Annotated in this window: 11 protein-coding genes; 6 read left to right on the top strand and 5 right to left on the bottom strand. The window is 56.5% G+C overall.

The features are described 5' to 3' along the window. Positions 1–6 precede the first annotated feature (6 nt). Both Q0V70_RS03295 and Q0V70_RS03290 read right to left on the bottom strand, forming a co-directional pair. Entirely contained in the window at positions 7–816 is an 810-nt protein-coding gene (locus Q0V70_RS03295; RefSeq protein ID WP_297588335.1) for a TrkA family potassium uptake protein, read from the bottom strand. Between the two features lie 2 nt (positions 817–818). After that, positions 819–1,478, bottom strand: a complete 660-nt coding sequence (locus Q0V70_RS03290; RefSeq protein ID WP_297588332.1) for a TrkA family potassium uptake protein — start codon at positions 1,476–1,478, stop codon at positions 819–821. Between the two features lie 98 nt (positions 1,479–1,576). On the opposite strand from Q0V70_RS03290, the gene Q0V70_RS03285 reads away from it, so the two are divergent. From Q0V70_RS03285 to dxs, 6 genes are all read left to right on the top strand, one after another. Further along, a complete protein-coding gene (locus tag Q0V70_RS03285) occupies positions 1,577–3,412 on the top strand; it encodes an amino acid transporter (protein ID WP_297588330.1) in 1,836 nt (611 codons plus the stop codon). A 10-nt stretch (positions 3,413–3,422) separates the two neighbouring features. Then, complete coding sequence (locus Q0V70_RS03280; protein WP_297588328.1) at positions 3,423–4,667, top strand: class I SAM-dependent RNA methyltransferase; 1,245 nt, start codon at positions 3,423–3,425, stop codon at positions 4,665–4,667. Between the two features lie 4 nt (positions 4,668–4,671). After that, entirely contained in the window at positions 4,672–5,241 is a 570-nt protein-coding gene (locus Q0V70_RS03275; protein WP_297588325.1) for a GNAT family N-acetyltransferase, read from the top strand. A gap of 307 nt (positions 5,242–5,548) precedes the next feature. Beyond that, positions 5,549–6,460, top strand: coding sequence for a hypothetical protein (locus Q0V70_RS03270; RefSeq protein ID WP_297588322.1), 912 nt, complete (start codon positions 5,549–5,551; stop codon positions 6,458–6,460). Positions 6,461–6,836: 376 nt separating this feature from the next. Next, positions 6,837–9,521, top strand: a complete 2,685-nt coding sequence (acnA, locus tag Q0V70_RS03265) for an aconitate hydratase AcnA (protein WP_297588321.1) — start codon at positions 6,837–6,839, stop codon at positions 9,519–9,521. Positions 9,522–9,665: 144 nt separating this feature from the next. Then, positions 9,666–11,669 (top strand): 1-deoxy-D-xylulose-5-phosphate synthase, encoded by a 2,004-nt coding sequence (gene dxs, locus Q0V70_RS03260; RefSeq protein ID WP_297588320.1) that lies wholly within the window; start codon positions 9,666–9,668, stop codon positions 11,667–11,669. Here dxs and Q0V70_RS03255 read toward each other — a convergent pair. From Q0V70_RS03255 to glgX, 3 genes are all read right to left on the bottom strand, one after another. Next, positions 11,653–12,885 (bottom strand): HRDC domain-containing protein, encoded by a 1,233-nt coding sequence (locus Q0V70_RS03255; RefSeq protein ID WP_297588318.1) that lies wholly within the window; start codon positions 12,883–12,885, stop codon positions 11,653–11,655. The two genes, dxs and Q0V70_RS03255, sit on opposite strands and share 17 nt — an antisense overlap. A 104-nt stretch (positions 12,886–12,989) precedes the next feature. Then, positions 12,990–13,565, bottom strand: coding sequence for a DUF3000 domain-containing protein (locus Q0V70_RS03250; protein WP_297588316.1), 576 nt, complete (start codon positions 13,563–13,565; stop codon positions 12,990–12,992). Between the two features lie 90 nt (positions 13,566–13,655). Further along, the gene (gene glgX / locus Q0V70_RS03245; RefSeq protein ID WP_297588315.1) at positions 13,656–15,800 is read right to left on the bottom strand and encodes a glycogen debranching protein GlgX; all 2,145 of its coding nucleotides are present in this window, start codon (positions 15,798–15,800) and stop codon (positions 13,656–13,658) included. Between the last annotated feature and the right edge of the window lie 25 nt (positions 15,801–15,825).

Raw genomic sequence — 15,825 nt, 5'->3', positions numbered from 1 at the left:
GTGCCGCTATTTGCTTTGGCGCTCTACCTCAGCTGGCTCCTGCTGCGCCGCACTCACGGGAAGTTCCTCGACTCCGGCCTTCCCGACACCGGCACCCTCGACACCGGTAAGGCCGACACCCCCGACAGTGCTTGCTGAATCCGTGGTATCCGCGGCCGTCAATAGTTTTCCAACTTGTTCAACGGTATCCTCAGTTTGCTCGGGGAACAGGAACAGCAACTGATCCGAGGCATGTAAGTTCGCGACCGCGTGGGGAGCCAGTGCTTTCCCGTCTTGTATAACTGCGGTCAACAAAACCCCCATCGGCCACTCCAACTCGCCCGCGGGACGTCCCAAAACCGGGGAATCAGAGGAGAGGACTATTGAGAACAATCTGTTGCGGGAGTTAAAGAACCGGAAAATCGGCACCAGGGTACCTACGCTCAGAGCCTCCTCGACCAGGGCAGTCATCATCCGGGGGGTAGAAATCGGCACGTCCACGCCCCAAGACTCATTGAACATCCACTCGTTCTTGGGATTATTAATCCGTCCGACCACGCGGGGCACCCCGAACTGAGTCTTTGCCAGCAGCGCAATAACCAGATTAGCCTGGTCATTTCCGGTAGTTGCGACGACCACATCAGCTTGCGCCCCGCCCGCTTGTTCCATCGTTTCGGGAGTGGATAAGTCTCCCAGAATCCAGTTCGCGTCCGGCACGGAGGAAACTTTCATCGCCTCGGGGCTGGAGTCGGCGATTGTGACCTCGTGTCCCCTGGCTAGCAGTTCCCTGGCGATGGAGCGGCCGATTGAGCCCGCCCCGGCAATAACAATCAGCATCTTTACTCCTTGAAATTCCGGGCCAAACGGGAGGCCACCGCTTCGCGTTGAGACTCGGAAACAAAATAGAACAACTCGTCGTTTTCCTGTAACACAGTCGAGGCTTCAACCATCAACACTTTAGAAAAACGCAGCACATAAGCGGCCCGAATCTCCAGTTCAGTCTCTAAAGCGGAAACCTCCTGACCGACCCAGCTGGGTCCCACGGGAACGCGGCACAGGCTCAATTGCCCGGTATCCTCGGTAAACACGACATCTGGGGGTAGCGGTAACACCCGCGCCAGCAGTAATGCGGCGGTGCGATCCACAGAGCCCACGGTGGGGATACCCAACCGTTCGTAAACCTCGGCGCGCCGCGGATCGGAGATGCGCGCCACCACCTTCTTTACGTGATAAATCTCGCGAGCTACGCGTGCCGCCAGGATATTAGCATTGTCATCATCAGCCACCGCCGCAAAAGCGTAGGCATCTTCGATACCGGCCTGCAACTGTGTATTGCGGTCGTACCCTTCACCAGTCAGCTTTTGTCCTTGAAAATTCTTGTAAAGTCGGCGGAAAGAATCCGTGTTGTTGTCGATAATTGCCAGGGTGTGTCCCCGGTCCTCAATCGCTTTCGCCAGCGTGGTTCCGACGCGTCCACAGCCCATGATTACAAAATGCACTCTTAAAACATAACCTGAAAGGCACAAATTCGGCTACATTTCACGGGTTGGGGAGGGAAATTCTTTCCGGTTTGAATCCGAGCGGCTAAAGTTGAGACGTGCTGAAGAATCTGACTCCGAAGGAGGGTTGGCTGGAGACCTTTACCCAGCTGGCTTTCTTCGCACCCAAATTTTGGTTTCCAGCCCTCATTGCGGCCTCCGTTTTTCCGTCTCTGATTGCGTATTCGGGACCGATTTTTTCCGCGGTAGCCCTGTGGATTGTGGCGTTTGTCCTGATAGCCGGGTTGATAACAACGCTGGCCCACGGGTATTCACTAGGCCAGACCCACCGTTTAGATTCCACGGCTGCTCTGGTGCAAGCCTACTTGGGGTCTTTCCTTGGAGCTCTCACTGCCGTAGCCTCGCTGCTGGCTATGGTCGTTGCCGTAGCAGCCCTGGTCTCTACCGCAACCACCTTCATCGTGGTTTCCGCGGATTTGTCCGAAGACTATCGCGTGTGGATTCTCATTGCCGGTTTCGTCTTGCTACTGCTGGCGCTGTTTTTCCCCGAACCTATACGCAGAGCGATTCCGTGGCTTACCCTGGTGATATTCGTAGTGGGTTTCCTGTTGCTGGCCTATGGTTTTTGGCACTACCTGCGTAACGGAGCCAAGCCGGGTTTGTTGGAGCTGCTTAGTTCCACTACGAAAGCCAAGAACGCGGTCGCCGATGCCAACCTGCAGTCCGGTTGGAAAGCTGCTGCCGTAGCGGCGCTACTGCTGGTTCCGGTGACTCCGGCGGTGACACTGTTCCGCAACGAAAGCCGTCAGCCGCTTTCTGGTCTCATGTTCAGAGTTCTGGGTGGTTCCGCCGCCGCCATGTTTGCCGCTACGGTATATCTGTCGTTTACGGTCGCCGGATTCCACTGGACCCGCCTGGATACGGTCATTCAAGGGCCGGGCAACCTGGCTTTATTGCTGAGGGTTTTGCTGGACAAGAACGGGTGGCTGGTCGTCCCAATCATGTCTCTGTTCGCGGTGGGATGCCTCATCAGCGCCTATATTTATGTCTCTAGCGTCTCCACTTTGCTAACGGATTTGAGCGGGCATGACCTGGCGGTCCATCAGGTTCCAGTGTCTTGGATGCGCCGAGGGCGTTCGGCTTCGATTTTAACGTTCATGGTCGTTACGTTTGCGTTGGCGCTGACGGTACACAGCCGCATGGGGGTGGCAGCGCTGACCTGGGTGACTTTCGTGGCCATCTCCAGCTTCTTGGGCCAAGTCGCCCGGATGCGCATGTGGCGTTCTCGATTCCACAGCGGGGCAACGTATGCACAGCGCCGCCAATCCAAGCGGTACTATCGCATCGCCATCATCAGCGTTATTATCAGTCTGATTATCCTGCTTGTGGTTTCGGTGGCATTCAATTCCATTTTTGAACTTTATGTGCTGGCCGCCTGGGCCGGCCTGGGATTGCTGATTTATTGTCTCAACTTCTATTACCGGAGGGTGCAAAACAAAATGTCGCAGCTGGAACACGCCGAAACCCCGGTGAAACATACTCTCGCCCTCGTGCTGGTGCCGCGTTTTGACGCCTCTGCCCTAAAAACTATTCGTTACGCGTGGGCCGCGCACCACCCTAATGTCGAGGTCGTGCACGTGCTTGAACCAGATGAGGACGAAACTGAGGTCCGCCGCCAGTGGCAGGAGTTGGGAATCACCGCTGCGCTGACCCTGATTCCTGACGAGGGCGGCAATCACCTGGGGTCGGTTCAAAAATATCTGAACGCCAAACTCGATATGGATTCTCTGACCTCTATCTCGGTCTATTTGCCGCGGTACGTCCCGAAATGCAGAGCTCTGGGATGGCTGCACAACGCGGCTGAACGTACTTATGCCCGCCACTTGGCACGCCTAGAACGAGTGACGATTACCTGGGTCACCTTGACGGCTTGAAGGGAAATATATGCAAACTGAACTAATCGAACTGGGCGGGCCGGCTCACGGCGGATATTGCGTGGGCCGTTTGACATCAGGAAAAGTCGTTATGGTGCGGGGAGGACTGCCGGGCGAAACTGTCGAGGTCGAGGTCACCTCGGAGCGTTCCAAAGTTGCCTATGGGCGGGTTGTGCAGGTGAAAGCCGCCAGCGCGGACCGGGTCGCACATATCTGGCCCGAAGGCGAGGCGAAGGATCTGGGCGGGGTAGAGCTGGGACACGTTGCCTATCCAGCCCAGCTGCGCTGGAAGCGTGACGTGGTGCGTGACGCCATCCGGCGAAATGGTAGCCCGGAACTGCTGGAACAGCTGGACCAAGCTCACCCCGGGTGGGAAGTGGAATCGTTGGGGCCCGAGCCGGGGCGCACCCGCGTGAGCTTTACCATCAGCGAGGGCGGGGGACTAGGGATGTATGAAGCTGCAGCGCACAACGTCCACACCGTGCGTTCTTTTCCGCTGATGGTACCCGAGCTGGTCGACTTGGATTTGTTCCGGCGGCATTGGGAATTTGCGCCGGGAACCCGTCTGCGGGTCATTGCCCCGTCAAGTTCCGCGCCGGTGCTGTTCGTTGAGGGTCAGACTTTCAGCGTGGACGGCGAGCCGACAACATCGCGGGTACGGGAAACGGTCAGCGTCGGGGACCGGACTTTTACGTATCGGATTTTTGCCGGGTCCTTTTGGCAAACTGACCGGCGAGCGCCCGCGACTCTCGCGGCCGCACTGTTGGATGCCATCGGTGAGGTCGAGGGGTTTGAAGCGTGGGAGCTGTATTCCGGTTCGGGGTTGTTTTCTCCGTTCCTGGCTCAGGCCGTGGGTGCAAAAGGGCGTTTGACCACGGTGGAGGGCGACGGTCCGGCGACGAAATCGGCTGCCTATAATCTGGCAAAGGCCGGTTTCGAGCACGTTGAGGTGCAGCGCGGTAACGTTTCCCCGCAGTTGTTGCGTTCCTTGCCGCTGGGCGAGATGGTCAGTGCCGGCACGTTGGTGGTGGCTGATCCGCCGCGCTCGGGGTTGGGTAAAGCAGTGGCACGAGCGATTTGTGAGCAGAATCCGGATTTAGTGGCACTGTTTTCCTGCGACCCGGTTAGCTGTGCCAGGGACCTGGAAACCATGCGCCAGTTGGGTTACCGGGTTAAGACCTGGCGAGCTTTCGACCTGTTCCCCTACACCAGCCACGTAGAGAGTTTATGCTTACTATCGGCTCAGGTTAGGTAAATGTATGCAGGTTATCGAAACACCACGCATGATACTGCGGAAACCTGAACTATCGGATTTAGAACCTCTATTTCAAATCCATGCGGATCCAGCTACTAATCGCTATAACCCAGCTGGACCAGTGCGTGACCGTGAGACTTTTCAGCAAGAATTGAAGACGTGGATTGAACACCACGAGAAGTACGGTTTTGGGTATTATGTCATTATCGATAAAAGCGATAGTGGTTACGTGGGTGTTTGTGGGCTTAAACACATCTTTATTCAAGAGCAGCGCTATTTGAATCTCTATTACCGGATTACTCCAGAAAAAATGCGCCGCGGATATGTTAAGGAAGCAGCCCGAGCAATTATTGATACTGTGCTTCAAGATGATGGGTCAGATAGGGCGGGTGAGGCGGAATGTCCTTCGCCCCAATCTCGTATAGTTGTTGCCTTGACCTTGAATACAAATCTACCTTCCATTCGTACCGCTATATCGCTCGGTCTGAAACATTATCCTGGATTAGATGATTATGAGGGTGATGGGAACGTCTATTATTTTAACTCAGAATATTTTGAACAAAAAGAGTCTTAAATGGCGGGAAAAGGGCAATACCGTTTCCGGCAGAAGGGTTGAGGCGGTGGTTCTTTTCACCATAACTGCAGTAAATAGTCTGGAGGACATGACAATAGAACACATCGAAGATCATCAGTTAGATACACGGACTCACAATAAGGCAATAACGAAAGCCCGTGAGAGTAACCGCATTACACCGAAACAAAAAGATTATTTAAAGTCACTTAAATGATAACAAACTTTGTTTGCGGCTGGAGACCCTTGCGGTGTTAAATCGGGATTAAAGAGTTCGTTTACAGTGCATTGAAGGCTATTGGGAGGTGCGGTGAACTGGATTAATGCCTTTGAAATTATTTGCTACCTGCTAACCGTTCTGTTGCTAGGAGACATTGCCAAGCAGCGCAACCGGGTGGAACTGCGTCTGTTCTTAGCGGCGACTATGGCGGGATTCATCCTTGAAATTCTGGCTGTGAGAGCCACGGATATCTATCACTACAGCAACGACTATTTTTTCAGCATCGGCGCGCCGCCCAATCAGTTTCCTGTATTTGGTGGATTAATGTGGGGTGCGTTGGCCGTCTGCGGTTTCAGAATCGCGACGAAATTTTCCGATAGCAGTTTTGAAATCAGCCTTTTTACTGGCTGGCTAGTCGTTTCGATGGATTTATTACTGGATGTGGCCGCCATCCGACTCAACGGGGGTTTTTGGATTTGGGACGGACGCGTTCTCTCCTGGGACATCAATCATCATGTGTTCATGAGTGTGATTTGGGTAAACTTCCTGGGTTATCTGTTCGAAACCCCGGCAGTCGTTTACCTAACATTGCGTCTGAAAAAACTCTCTGAAAAATCCCGGCTGATGGCAATCCTTACCGTCCTCGGCGCAGGAATGGGAGCAGTTATTACCGTAGGCGTGGGCAGTAGTTTGTCTCTGCTGCTAAACAAAATCAGCGATGAGTGGTTCGCCGTTGTCGCATTCTTAGTACTGTGGATAGCCATATTGGTGAAGATGGTAACCCAGATTGCAAAACGCTGGCATACTTTTACTATACGAGGGAATCACGACTTCGTTCTGGGGATTTTTTGGGCCGTAATTTACGGTTATTGCTTGGTTGCGCTGTGGTCCCTGGGCGCGTTCCATACGAACATCGCTTATGGTCTTTTAGCTGTTTTCATAGCATTAGCTACCTTATTATTGTCTTTTGTTAGTACGAATGCCTACGCAGAATTAGATTGATTCTTCTGGATGCACCTGCCGCTAAGTATGCTGGCGGACAATTGCCGGGTTGCTGTGGGAGAATTCCGGAGGAACATAGGAAAGCAAAGCGCAAAGGATTGGGATTTGCGCAACAGAAGTTTTGCGAATTGCTCACGCTAGAGGACCGACAAATCGGCGCGCAACGCCCTTGTGAATTCGAGACGCAGTTACGAGGCGAGCCGTTTTGCAACCTATCGCCCCAGGTAAAAGCCTATTTGGAGAATGTATCTGAGGCGGCAATGAAAAATTGTCCGCGGCGCAACCTCTAATGTGTTGTGAAATGACGAAATAAAATATATCTTGATGTCGAGATAAATTCTTCGTGGCGTTGCTGCCACCCTTTAGGAGGTTATTTATGGCCAGTTTGAACAGCTTAAATGCTCGCAAGACTTTGCAGGTGGGAGGTAAATCTTACGAGATTTTCTCTCTCGATGCCGTGGAAGGCTTAAAAAAGCTTCCTTATGCGCTGCGCATTTTGGGCGAAAACCTGTTGCGTAACGAGGATGGTGCCAACATTACTGCCGACCAAATTAAGGCTCTGGCGGCGTGGAATCCCGATGCGCAGCCCAACACGGAAATCCAGTTCACCCCGGCTCGCGTGGTAATGCAGGACTTCACCGGCGTGCCCTGCGTGGTTGATTTGGCCACTATGCGCGAAGCTGTGAAAGACCTGGGTGGGGACCCGGAGAAAATCAACCCCTTGGCTCCGGCAGAGATGGTCATCGACCACTCGGTCCAGATTGATTACTTTGGCCGCCCTGACGCGCTAAAACTCAACACGGATAAGGAATACGAACGCAACTCGGAACGTTACAAGTTCCTGCGTTGGGGCCAAGGTGCCTTTAACAACTTCCGCGTAGTGCCGCCGGGGACCGGCATTATCCACCAGGTCAACATCGAGTACCTGGCGCGTTCCGTGTTCACCAAAGAACTGCCCGATGGCACGGTGCAGGCTTACCCCGACACCTGCGTCGGCACCGACTCCCACACCACGATGGTCAACGGTCTGGGTGTGCTGGGCTGGGGCGTCGGCGGTATCGAAGCCGAGGCCGCTATGCTCGGTCAGCCGGTGTCCATGCTGATTCCGCGCGTGGTCGGATTCAAACTCAAGGGTTCCATCCCTGCCTCCGCTACCGCTACGGACGTGGTGCTCACCATCACCCAGATGCTGCGCGAGCACGGCGTGGTCGGTAAGTTTGTGGAGTTCTATGGCGAGGGAGTTACGCAGGTGCCGCTGGCTAACCGCGCCACTATCGGCAATATGTCTCCCGAATTCGGTTCGACCGCCGCCATCTTTCCCATCGACCAGGTCACCGTGGACTACCTGCGCTTGACCGGACGTGACGAGGAACGTTGCGCTCTGGTGGAGGCTTACGCCAAGGAACAGGGCTTGTGGCACGATCCGAGCTTCGAACCCAAGTACTCGGAGTACCTGGAACTCGACCTGTCTACTGTGGTGCCTTCCATTGCCGGTCCGAAGCGTCCGCAAGACCGCATCAAGCTGAGCGAAGCCAAGCAGACCTTCGAGCAGACCCTGGTGCCGACCTACGCTCCAGAGGCGCACAAGCTAGTGGACCTGACCACCGCTGACGGTACCAAGACGAACCTGGATCATGGCCGCGTGGTCATTGCCTCCATCACGTCTTGCACGAACACCTCCAACCCCTCGGTGATGATGGCTGCCGGCATTCTGGCTCGCAACGCCCGCGCTAAGGGACTGAAGTCAAAGCCGTGGGTAAAGACGTCGGTGGCTCCCGGTTCCCAAGTCGTCACGGACTACTTTGACCAGGCCGGTCTGTGGGGTCCCCTTGATGAGCTGGGCTTTAACCTGGTGGGTTATGGGTGTGCGACCTGCATCGGTAACTCCGGTCCGGTTCCGCCCGAAATCTCGAAGGTCATCAACGACAACGACCTGGCCGTTACAGCGGTGCTGTCGGGTAACCGTAACTTTGAGGGGCGTATCAGCCCCGACGTTAAGATGAACTACCTGGCTTCCCCGCCGCTGGTTGTGGCCTACGCCCTGGCCGGTACTATGGACTTCGATTTTGAGACGGAGCCCCTGGGGCAGGATCAAAACGGCAACGATGTGTTCCTGCGTGACATCTGGCCCGACCCCGCTGAGGTGCAACGGACTATCGACGAAACCATTAACCGCGATATGTACACGAAGGATTATGCAAACGTGTTTGCCGGTGATGAGCGTTGGCAGTCCCTGCCGACTCCGGCAGGCAGCCGCTTCACCTGGGACGATGACTCGACCTATGTGCGCAAGGCACCGTTCTTTGACGGAATGAAGATGGAGCCCGAACCGGTGCGGGACATCCACGGCGCCAGGGTTTTGCTGAAACTGGGCGATTCCGTCACGACCGACCACATCTCTCCGGCCGGCGCTTTCAAGCCTGAAACTCCTGCTGGCCAGTACCTGACCGGCAACGGGGTGCAGCCTAAGGACTTCAACAGCTACGGTTCGCGTCGTGGCAATCACGAAGTCATGATGCGCGGCACGTTTGCCAACATCCGCATTAAGAACCAGCTGCTGGACGGGGTTGAGGGCGGTTTCACCCGCGACTTTACCCAGGAAAGCGGCCCTCAGGCCTACGTCTATGATGCCTCCATGAACTACCAGGCCGCCGGGATTCCGCTGGTCGTGCTGGGCGGCAAGGAATACGGCACGGGTTCTAGCCGCGACTGGGCCGCAAAAGGTACCCGCCTGCTGGGTGTGAAAGCCGTTATCGCGCAGTCCTTTGAACGTATTCACCGTTCTAACCTGATTGGGATGGGTATCCTGCCACTGCAGTTCCCGGAGGGACAGTCCGCGGACTCGCTGGGCCTGGACGGGACGGAAACCTTTGACATCAGCGGTGTAACCGCTTTGAACGAAGGTAAGACTCCGGAGACGGTGAAAGTCTGCGCCACCAAGACGGACGGCTCCAAGGTCGAGTTCGATGCGGTGGTACGTATCGACACCCCTGGAGAAGCCGACTACTACCGCAACGACGGCATTTTGCGCTACGTGCTGCGTAACCTGGTGAAAGCCTAGGTGCTAGCGGTTCAACCGTTTATAGCTCCCCGAATTGCCCTCTGGTCAGTTCGGGGAGCTATTTTTCGGTCTACCGGCCAAACCGTTGCGCGGCCACCGCTCCAAACTGGCACGACATGAAAGAAAACGTAAAAACCGGATAGAATGGGACGGTATCTTCATGAGGAGTTTTACGATTCTATGTCCCAACTTGAACCCGTAAACGCGCAAAACGCTGACTTGATGTCGCTGCGCCTATTGCCGACGATTTCTTCGCCGCGCGATTTGCGGAATCTAAACCACCAGGAACTCAATCGCCTGGCCGAGGAAATTCGTCAATTCCTGGTGCAATCAGTGGCAAAGACCGGGGGACACCTGGGGCCGAACCTTGGCGTGGTCGAGCTGACCATCGCCCTGCACCGCGTGTTTAATATCACCCGAGACACTTTCGTTTTTGACACGGGACACCAGACTTACGTCCACAAACTCCTGACCGGACGTCAAGACTTTTCCCGGCTGCGTCAACGCGGCGGCCTGTCTGGTTATCCCTCGCGGGCGGAATCTGATACGGATGTGCTGGAAAACTCCCACGCTTCAGCTGCGCTGTCCTGGGCGGACGGGATTGCCAGAGCAAACCGCCTGACCGGCAAACGAGGCTGGGTCGTAGCTGTCATCGGCGATGGAGCGATGACTGGCGGTATGGCTTGGGAGGCCCTGAACAACATTGCCGAAGAAAACGAAGGCCGGCTGATTATTGTCTTGAACGACAACGGGCGTTCCTACGCTCCGACCATCGGCGGGCTGGCGCATCACCTGGACGCCTTGCGGGTTACACCCCAGTACGACAAAGCCTTGAAGTGGGGCAAACAAACCCTGAAAGGCGGCGGGCCGGTGGGGAACCTGGTGTATTCCGGGTTGCATGCCGCGAAAGCCGGGCTGCGCGACATGGTCGCCTCCGCCGAAGGGGTCCTGTTTGACGAGCTGGGTATTACCTATACCGGTCCCATTGACGGACACGATATTGCCGCCCTGGAGTTTAGCTTCACCAGGGCAAAAGCTGCCAAGAAGCCCGTCTTGATTCACGTCATCACCCAAAAAGGTCGCGGCTACACCCCGGCAGAAGAAAACGTCTCCGACCACTTCCACGCAATCGGACGGATTCATCCCGAAACCGGCCTGCCCATAGAGCCGGAACGCTTTGAATGGACCCAGGTTTTTGCCGAGGAAATCTGCAACCTGGCGCGTGAGAACGAAAAAATCGTCGCCCTGACCGCCGCGATGCTTCGGCCCGTAGGGTTGTGCCCGATGCAACGAGAATTCCCCGACCGGGTTTTCGATGTTGGTATCGCGGAAGCGGATGCCCTGGCCACCGCCGCCGGTTTGGCATACGGCGGAATGCACCCGGTCATCGCCCTGTATTCCACATTCCTAAACCGGGGTTATGACCAGTTGCTGATGGATATCGCGCTACACCGGGCTGGGGTGACGATTGTCGAGGATCGTTCCGGGATTACCGGCAGCGACGGCGCCAGCCACAACGGAATGTGGGATATAGCTCTGGCCGGGACAGTGCCCGGTCTGCGCTTGGCCGCGCCGCGCGATGCCGCGACCTTGCGTGAAGAACTGCGCGAGGCTCTGGAAGTTGAGGACGGACCTACCATCGTGCGCTATCCGAAAGGTTCGCTGCCCAAGCCTTTGCCGGCCTGGAAACGGGCCCACGGTAGCGATGTGCTGTGGGAATCGGCTGACTTCGTGTCACCGTCAGCACCGACCCGCGAGGCAACTGCCAGCTCAAACCGGCCCCAGAACCTTTTGATTGTTGCGACCGGAGCGTTTGCCCACCTGGGAGTGGAGGTCGCGAAGGAACTCCAGGCCCTCAACAACCTGGCGGTGCGCGTCGTCGATCCGCGGTGGCTCATTCCCGTGCCCACCGACTTGGTGGCGGCGGTAGGAGCCTACGACCGGGTCGTAACCCTGGAGGACGGCCTGGTGGAAGGCGGTTTCGGGTCCCAGCTACGCAACGCGGCAGCAGCGCAGGACATCTTTACTCCGGTGTTGTCTTATGGGATTCCGCGACAGTTTTTGCACCATGCCACGCGTGACGAAATTCGGGAAGAACTGGGGCTGACCCCCAGCGCGCTGGCTGATTCCATTAATTCTCGGATTTAAGGGCCTGGACCAGCGAATCCAAAGTATTTTCAATCTGCCAAGGCCGCGCCTGACTGGCCTGCAGCACTTCCAGTACCTGGGACTCCGGGGCATCGTCAGGCAGCACCCAAGCCAGCCTGCGGATGGTTTTCGGTTCTAGCATGACCTCGTAGTTGACATCTAACTGGGCAGCCAGTCCGGCCACGGTTTCACGCAAACGCCGCCACCGATCGGCCTCCAGGGGGTGATTGTGCGTAAAAGTACGCGAATCTGGAACCTCGCCGGGGATACGCGGGGCACGCCGCGGGGGGAGTTCCTTGGTGGACAGCTGATAGGACCTGCGCAAGGCTGCAAACCAGCGGTCGGCTCGTTTCCGACCGACCCGGTCGTGGCGAAAATCCTCCAAAGCCCCCATGTAGCGTTTCCCCTTTGGCAGCCCCGCCGCCAAGGCAATCATCGCCGCGTTCGTCAGCACTTTGGTAGGTGCCAAATCTTCGTCTTGGGCCAGTTCATCGCGGGAATACCACAGTTCCCGCAAGGCGGCGAGGTTGCGCGGGGCGTGAACTTTTCCAGAACCGGGGACGTGACGCCACGGATCGGGTTTGGGTGCAGGGGGCTGAAAATCCAAGAGATAGTCGAATTCTTGCTCCGCCCAGTCGTCTTTATCCTCGTCTTGCAGTCTTAGCCACAGCTGATTGCGCAGGTCAATGAGGTAATCCACGTCCAGGGCAGCGTAGGTTTGCCAGTCGGAGGGCAGGGGGCGGGTGGACCAATCCGCCGCAGAATGTTCTTTCGCCAAGGTGATGCCCAGCACCTGTTCCATCACCGCGGCCAGGCCAAACCCCTCAAAGTTCAACAGTTTTGCCGCCAGTTCCGTGTCAAACAGCAGCTGCGGGCGCATCCCCAGTTCCGACAGACAGGGCAAATCTTGGGTCGCGTCGTGCAAAATCCACTCCGCCTTGCCAATAGCCCGGTTCAAGGGCTTCAAATCGGGAAAGGCTATCGGGTCGATGAGGACAGTGCCCACGCCCTCGCGACGCAGTTGCACCAGGTAGGCGCCTTGTGAGTAGCGAAATGATCCGGCACGTTCGGTATCGAGCGCCACCGGACCCGCGGCGGCAGCGACAAGTTCACAAACGTGCTGCAGGGCTGCGGGGGTGTCCACAATCGGAGCCAAAGGCTCGCGAGTACGGGTGACCAGCCGGGGGGATTGCAGTTTTGAGGTGGTGCTTGACATAACGGTTCTATGTTATAACCTGTCGCACTTACCCCCGTCCTGCCGCACCGTAGGGGTGTTTCTGGGGTAATGTTCGTTAGCGCACAAGGGCGGTCGGGAGGGTTCTAATGTCGCAGCTGAGTGACGTTTTCCTCGGGGGAGAGCCCGGTCGACTGTAGCATGGTGTCCAGCCACGCCAGGAAATGAGCGCTCAAATCGGGACTGCCAGGAGTCCAAGAAGCGCGAATCTCAAGGGTAGCGGAAGTGGCGCGCAGTGCGAAGCCCTCAAAAGAACGGTTGATGGTCGTGGTGGCAGTACCGACCAGATGTCCGTAATCAGCGTCTCGGCTCGCTAAACACTCGCGTAGCCAAGACCAGGCGACTTCTCCGGCTAGCGGATCTTCACCCAAAGCTAACTCCGTATCGGTCGCCACCAGAGCAATAACCCGAAACTCGCCGCCCCAGCCTTCTTGGGTCTGCGGATCGTAGAGACACACGAACCGGCCGGTAGCGGGGGCCTCCGCCTCCACGTGCAGCGCCGTTTCTGCGCTAATCGCCACCGCATAAGGGGCAATTTTCATCGGGGCAGGCACCTCGTGAACGGAGACCCGGGGCGGCACCGTGGCTTGGCGCAGCGACAAAAGAGCAAGTTCCCACGCCGGGGGTACCTGCGTCCGTGCCGTTGAACTCGCCTCGCTCACCCTCTCAGCGTAAGCGAGAGAGAGGGAAAACCGACCGTACCACGCCCTGCAAACCCGAAATACCTTTTCGGGCTGCCCGACGCCTCAAATCTAGAGAGAACGGTCGGCCAAGGGAGAGGCCAAAACCACAATGGAACGCGAACACACCGTAACGGTCTCGGGGGAACCTAAGAGGTCGGCCCGTATGAAATCCGTCTCAATCGGCTGTTCCGCGGTCGTGTCGATGACCCGATACCACTGCAAATCATGAGCCCACTGGGGCATAGTGAACTCCAAGTCTTTTTCGGAGGCGTTGAACATGAGGATAAAATCATCATCTTCCACGCGCTCACCGCGTTTGCCCGGCTCGTCAATAGAAGCCCCGTTTAGGGAAATGGTTAGGGCTTTAGCGTAAGCGGTCGTCCATTCTTCATCGGTCATATGTTCGCCGTTGACGCTAAACCACTCGATGTCGCCACGATCCGATTCTCCGCCGCGGGCTGCGTCCCCAGCCAGGAACCGGCGCCGGCGAAACACCGGGTGCTCGTTGCGCAGGTGAATCAGAGCTCGGGTAAAGTCGAACATCTTTTGGTCACGCGCGTCTTCGTTCCAATGAATCCAGGTGGTGTCATTATCTTGGCAATATCCGTTGTTGTTACCGCCCTGGGTGCGCCCCAACTCGTCTCCGTGAGAAATCATGGGAACCCCTTGGGACAGCAGCAGGGTGGTGAGGAAGTTGAAACGTTGGCGGCGGCGTAGCTCATTAATGGACTCGTCGCGGGTCGGACCTTCTTCCCCGTGATTCCAAGATTTGTTGTTGTTGTCTCCGTCAACTCCGCCTTCACCATTGGCTTCATTGTGTTTATCGTTATAGGAGACCAGGTCAAGCAGGGTAAATCCGTCGTGAGCGGTCACAAAGTTAATGGAGGCCACCGGCAGGCGTCCGGTGTGGGCATAGAGGTCTGCCGAACCGCTGAACCGGGACGCGAATTCGCCCAGTTTGGCGGGCTCGCCACGCCAGTAGTCCCGCACCGTATCGCGATACTTCCCGTTCCATTCCGACCACAAAATCGGGAAACCGCCCACGTTGTAGCCGCCTTCGCCGACGTCCCAAGGTTCGGCAATGAGCTTGACCTGGGAAATAATCGGATCTTGGTGGATGATGTCAAAGAATGCCGAAAGTTTGTCAACCGAGCTGAGTTCCCGGGCCAGGGTTGACGCGAGGTCGAACCGGAAACCATCTACGTGCATTTCGGTAATCCAATAGCGCAGCGAATCCATGATCAGCTGCAGCACCGCAGGGGAGCGCATCAGCAGGGAATTGCCAGTTCCGGTCGTGTCGAAATAGTGTTCCCGGTCGCCTTCCACCAGGCGGTAGTACACTTCGTTGTCCAAGCCTCGGAAAGACAGTGTCGGTCCCATCTGGTTGCCCTCAGCGGTGTGGTTGTAGACGACGTCGAGGATGACTTCGATACCGGCTGAATGCAGGTCTTTGACCATTTGCTTAAATTCCTCGACCTGGCGGTCGCCGCGACGATCCGAACAGTAGCCATTATGCGGGGCAAAGTAGCCGATAGTGTTGTAACCCCAATAGTTTTTCAGGCCTTTTGCCTCCAGGGAAGGATCGGTGACGAATTGGTGCACCGGCATGAGCTCCACGGCGTTGACGCCCAAGTGTTTCAGATAGGAAATGTTGTTCGGATGTCCCATTCCTGCGTAAGTGCCCCGCAGCGCTTCGGGAATGGCAGGGTTCAACATGGTCATCCCCTTGACGTGGGTTTCATAAATAACCAGGTCCGGGTAGTCCAAGCGGGGATGACGGTCGTTGCCCCAATCAAAGAAGGGGTTGATGACGACTGAATGCATTGTGTGCGCGGCCGAATCCGCCTCGGAATAGCCATCCGGATTCCCGGCCGGATAGGCAAAAATGGACATGTCGCCGTCTAAGTCACCGGCGATGGCTTTGGCATAAGGGTCCAGCAACAGTTTGCTCGGATTGAAGCGCTGCCCATTGGTGGGGTTATAGGGGCCGTGGACCCGGTATCCGTAGTGTTGCCCGGGACGGAGATTCGGGATGTAGCCGTGCCACACGTGGGCATCGACTTCTTCCAAAGAGAAACGTTCAGTTTCCCGTCCGTCGTCCTCTACTAAACAGAGTTCCACTTTTTCAGCGTTGGCTGAAAAAAGTGCAAAGTTTGTTCCGCTCCCATCATAAGTTGCCCCCAGCGGATAAGGTTTTCCTGGCCAAATTTCCATATTCCAAATATCTCATACTCCAGCG

The organism is uncultured Mobiluncus sp., from assembly GCF_947087965.1.
GTDB lineage: Bacteria > Actinomycetota > Actinomycetes > Actinomycetales > Actinomycetaceae > Mobiluncus.
The sequence above is the reverse complement of the archived record's forward strand: the minus strand, read 5'-3'. Positions and strand labels throughout refer to the sequence as shown.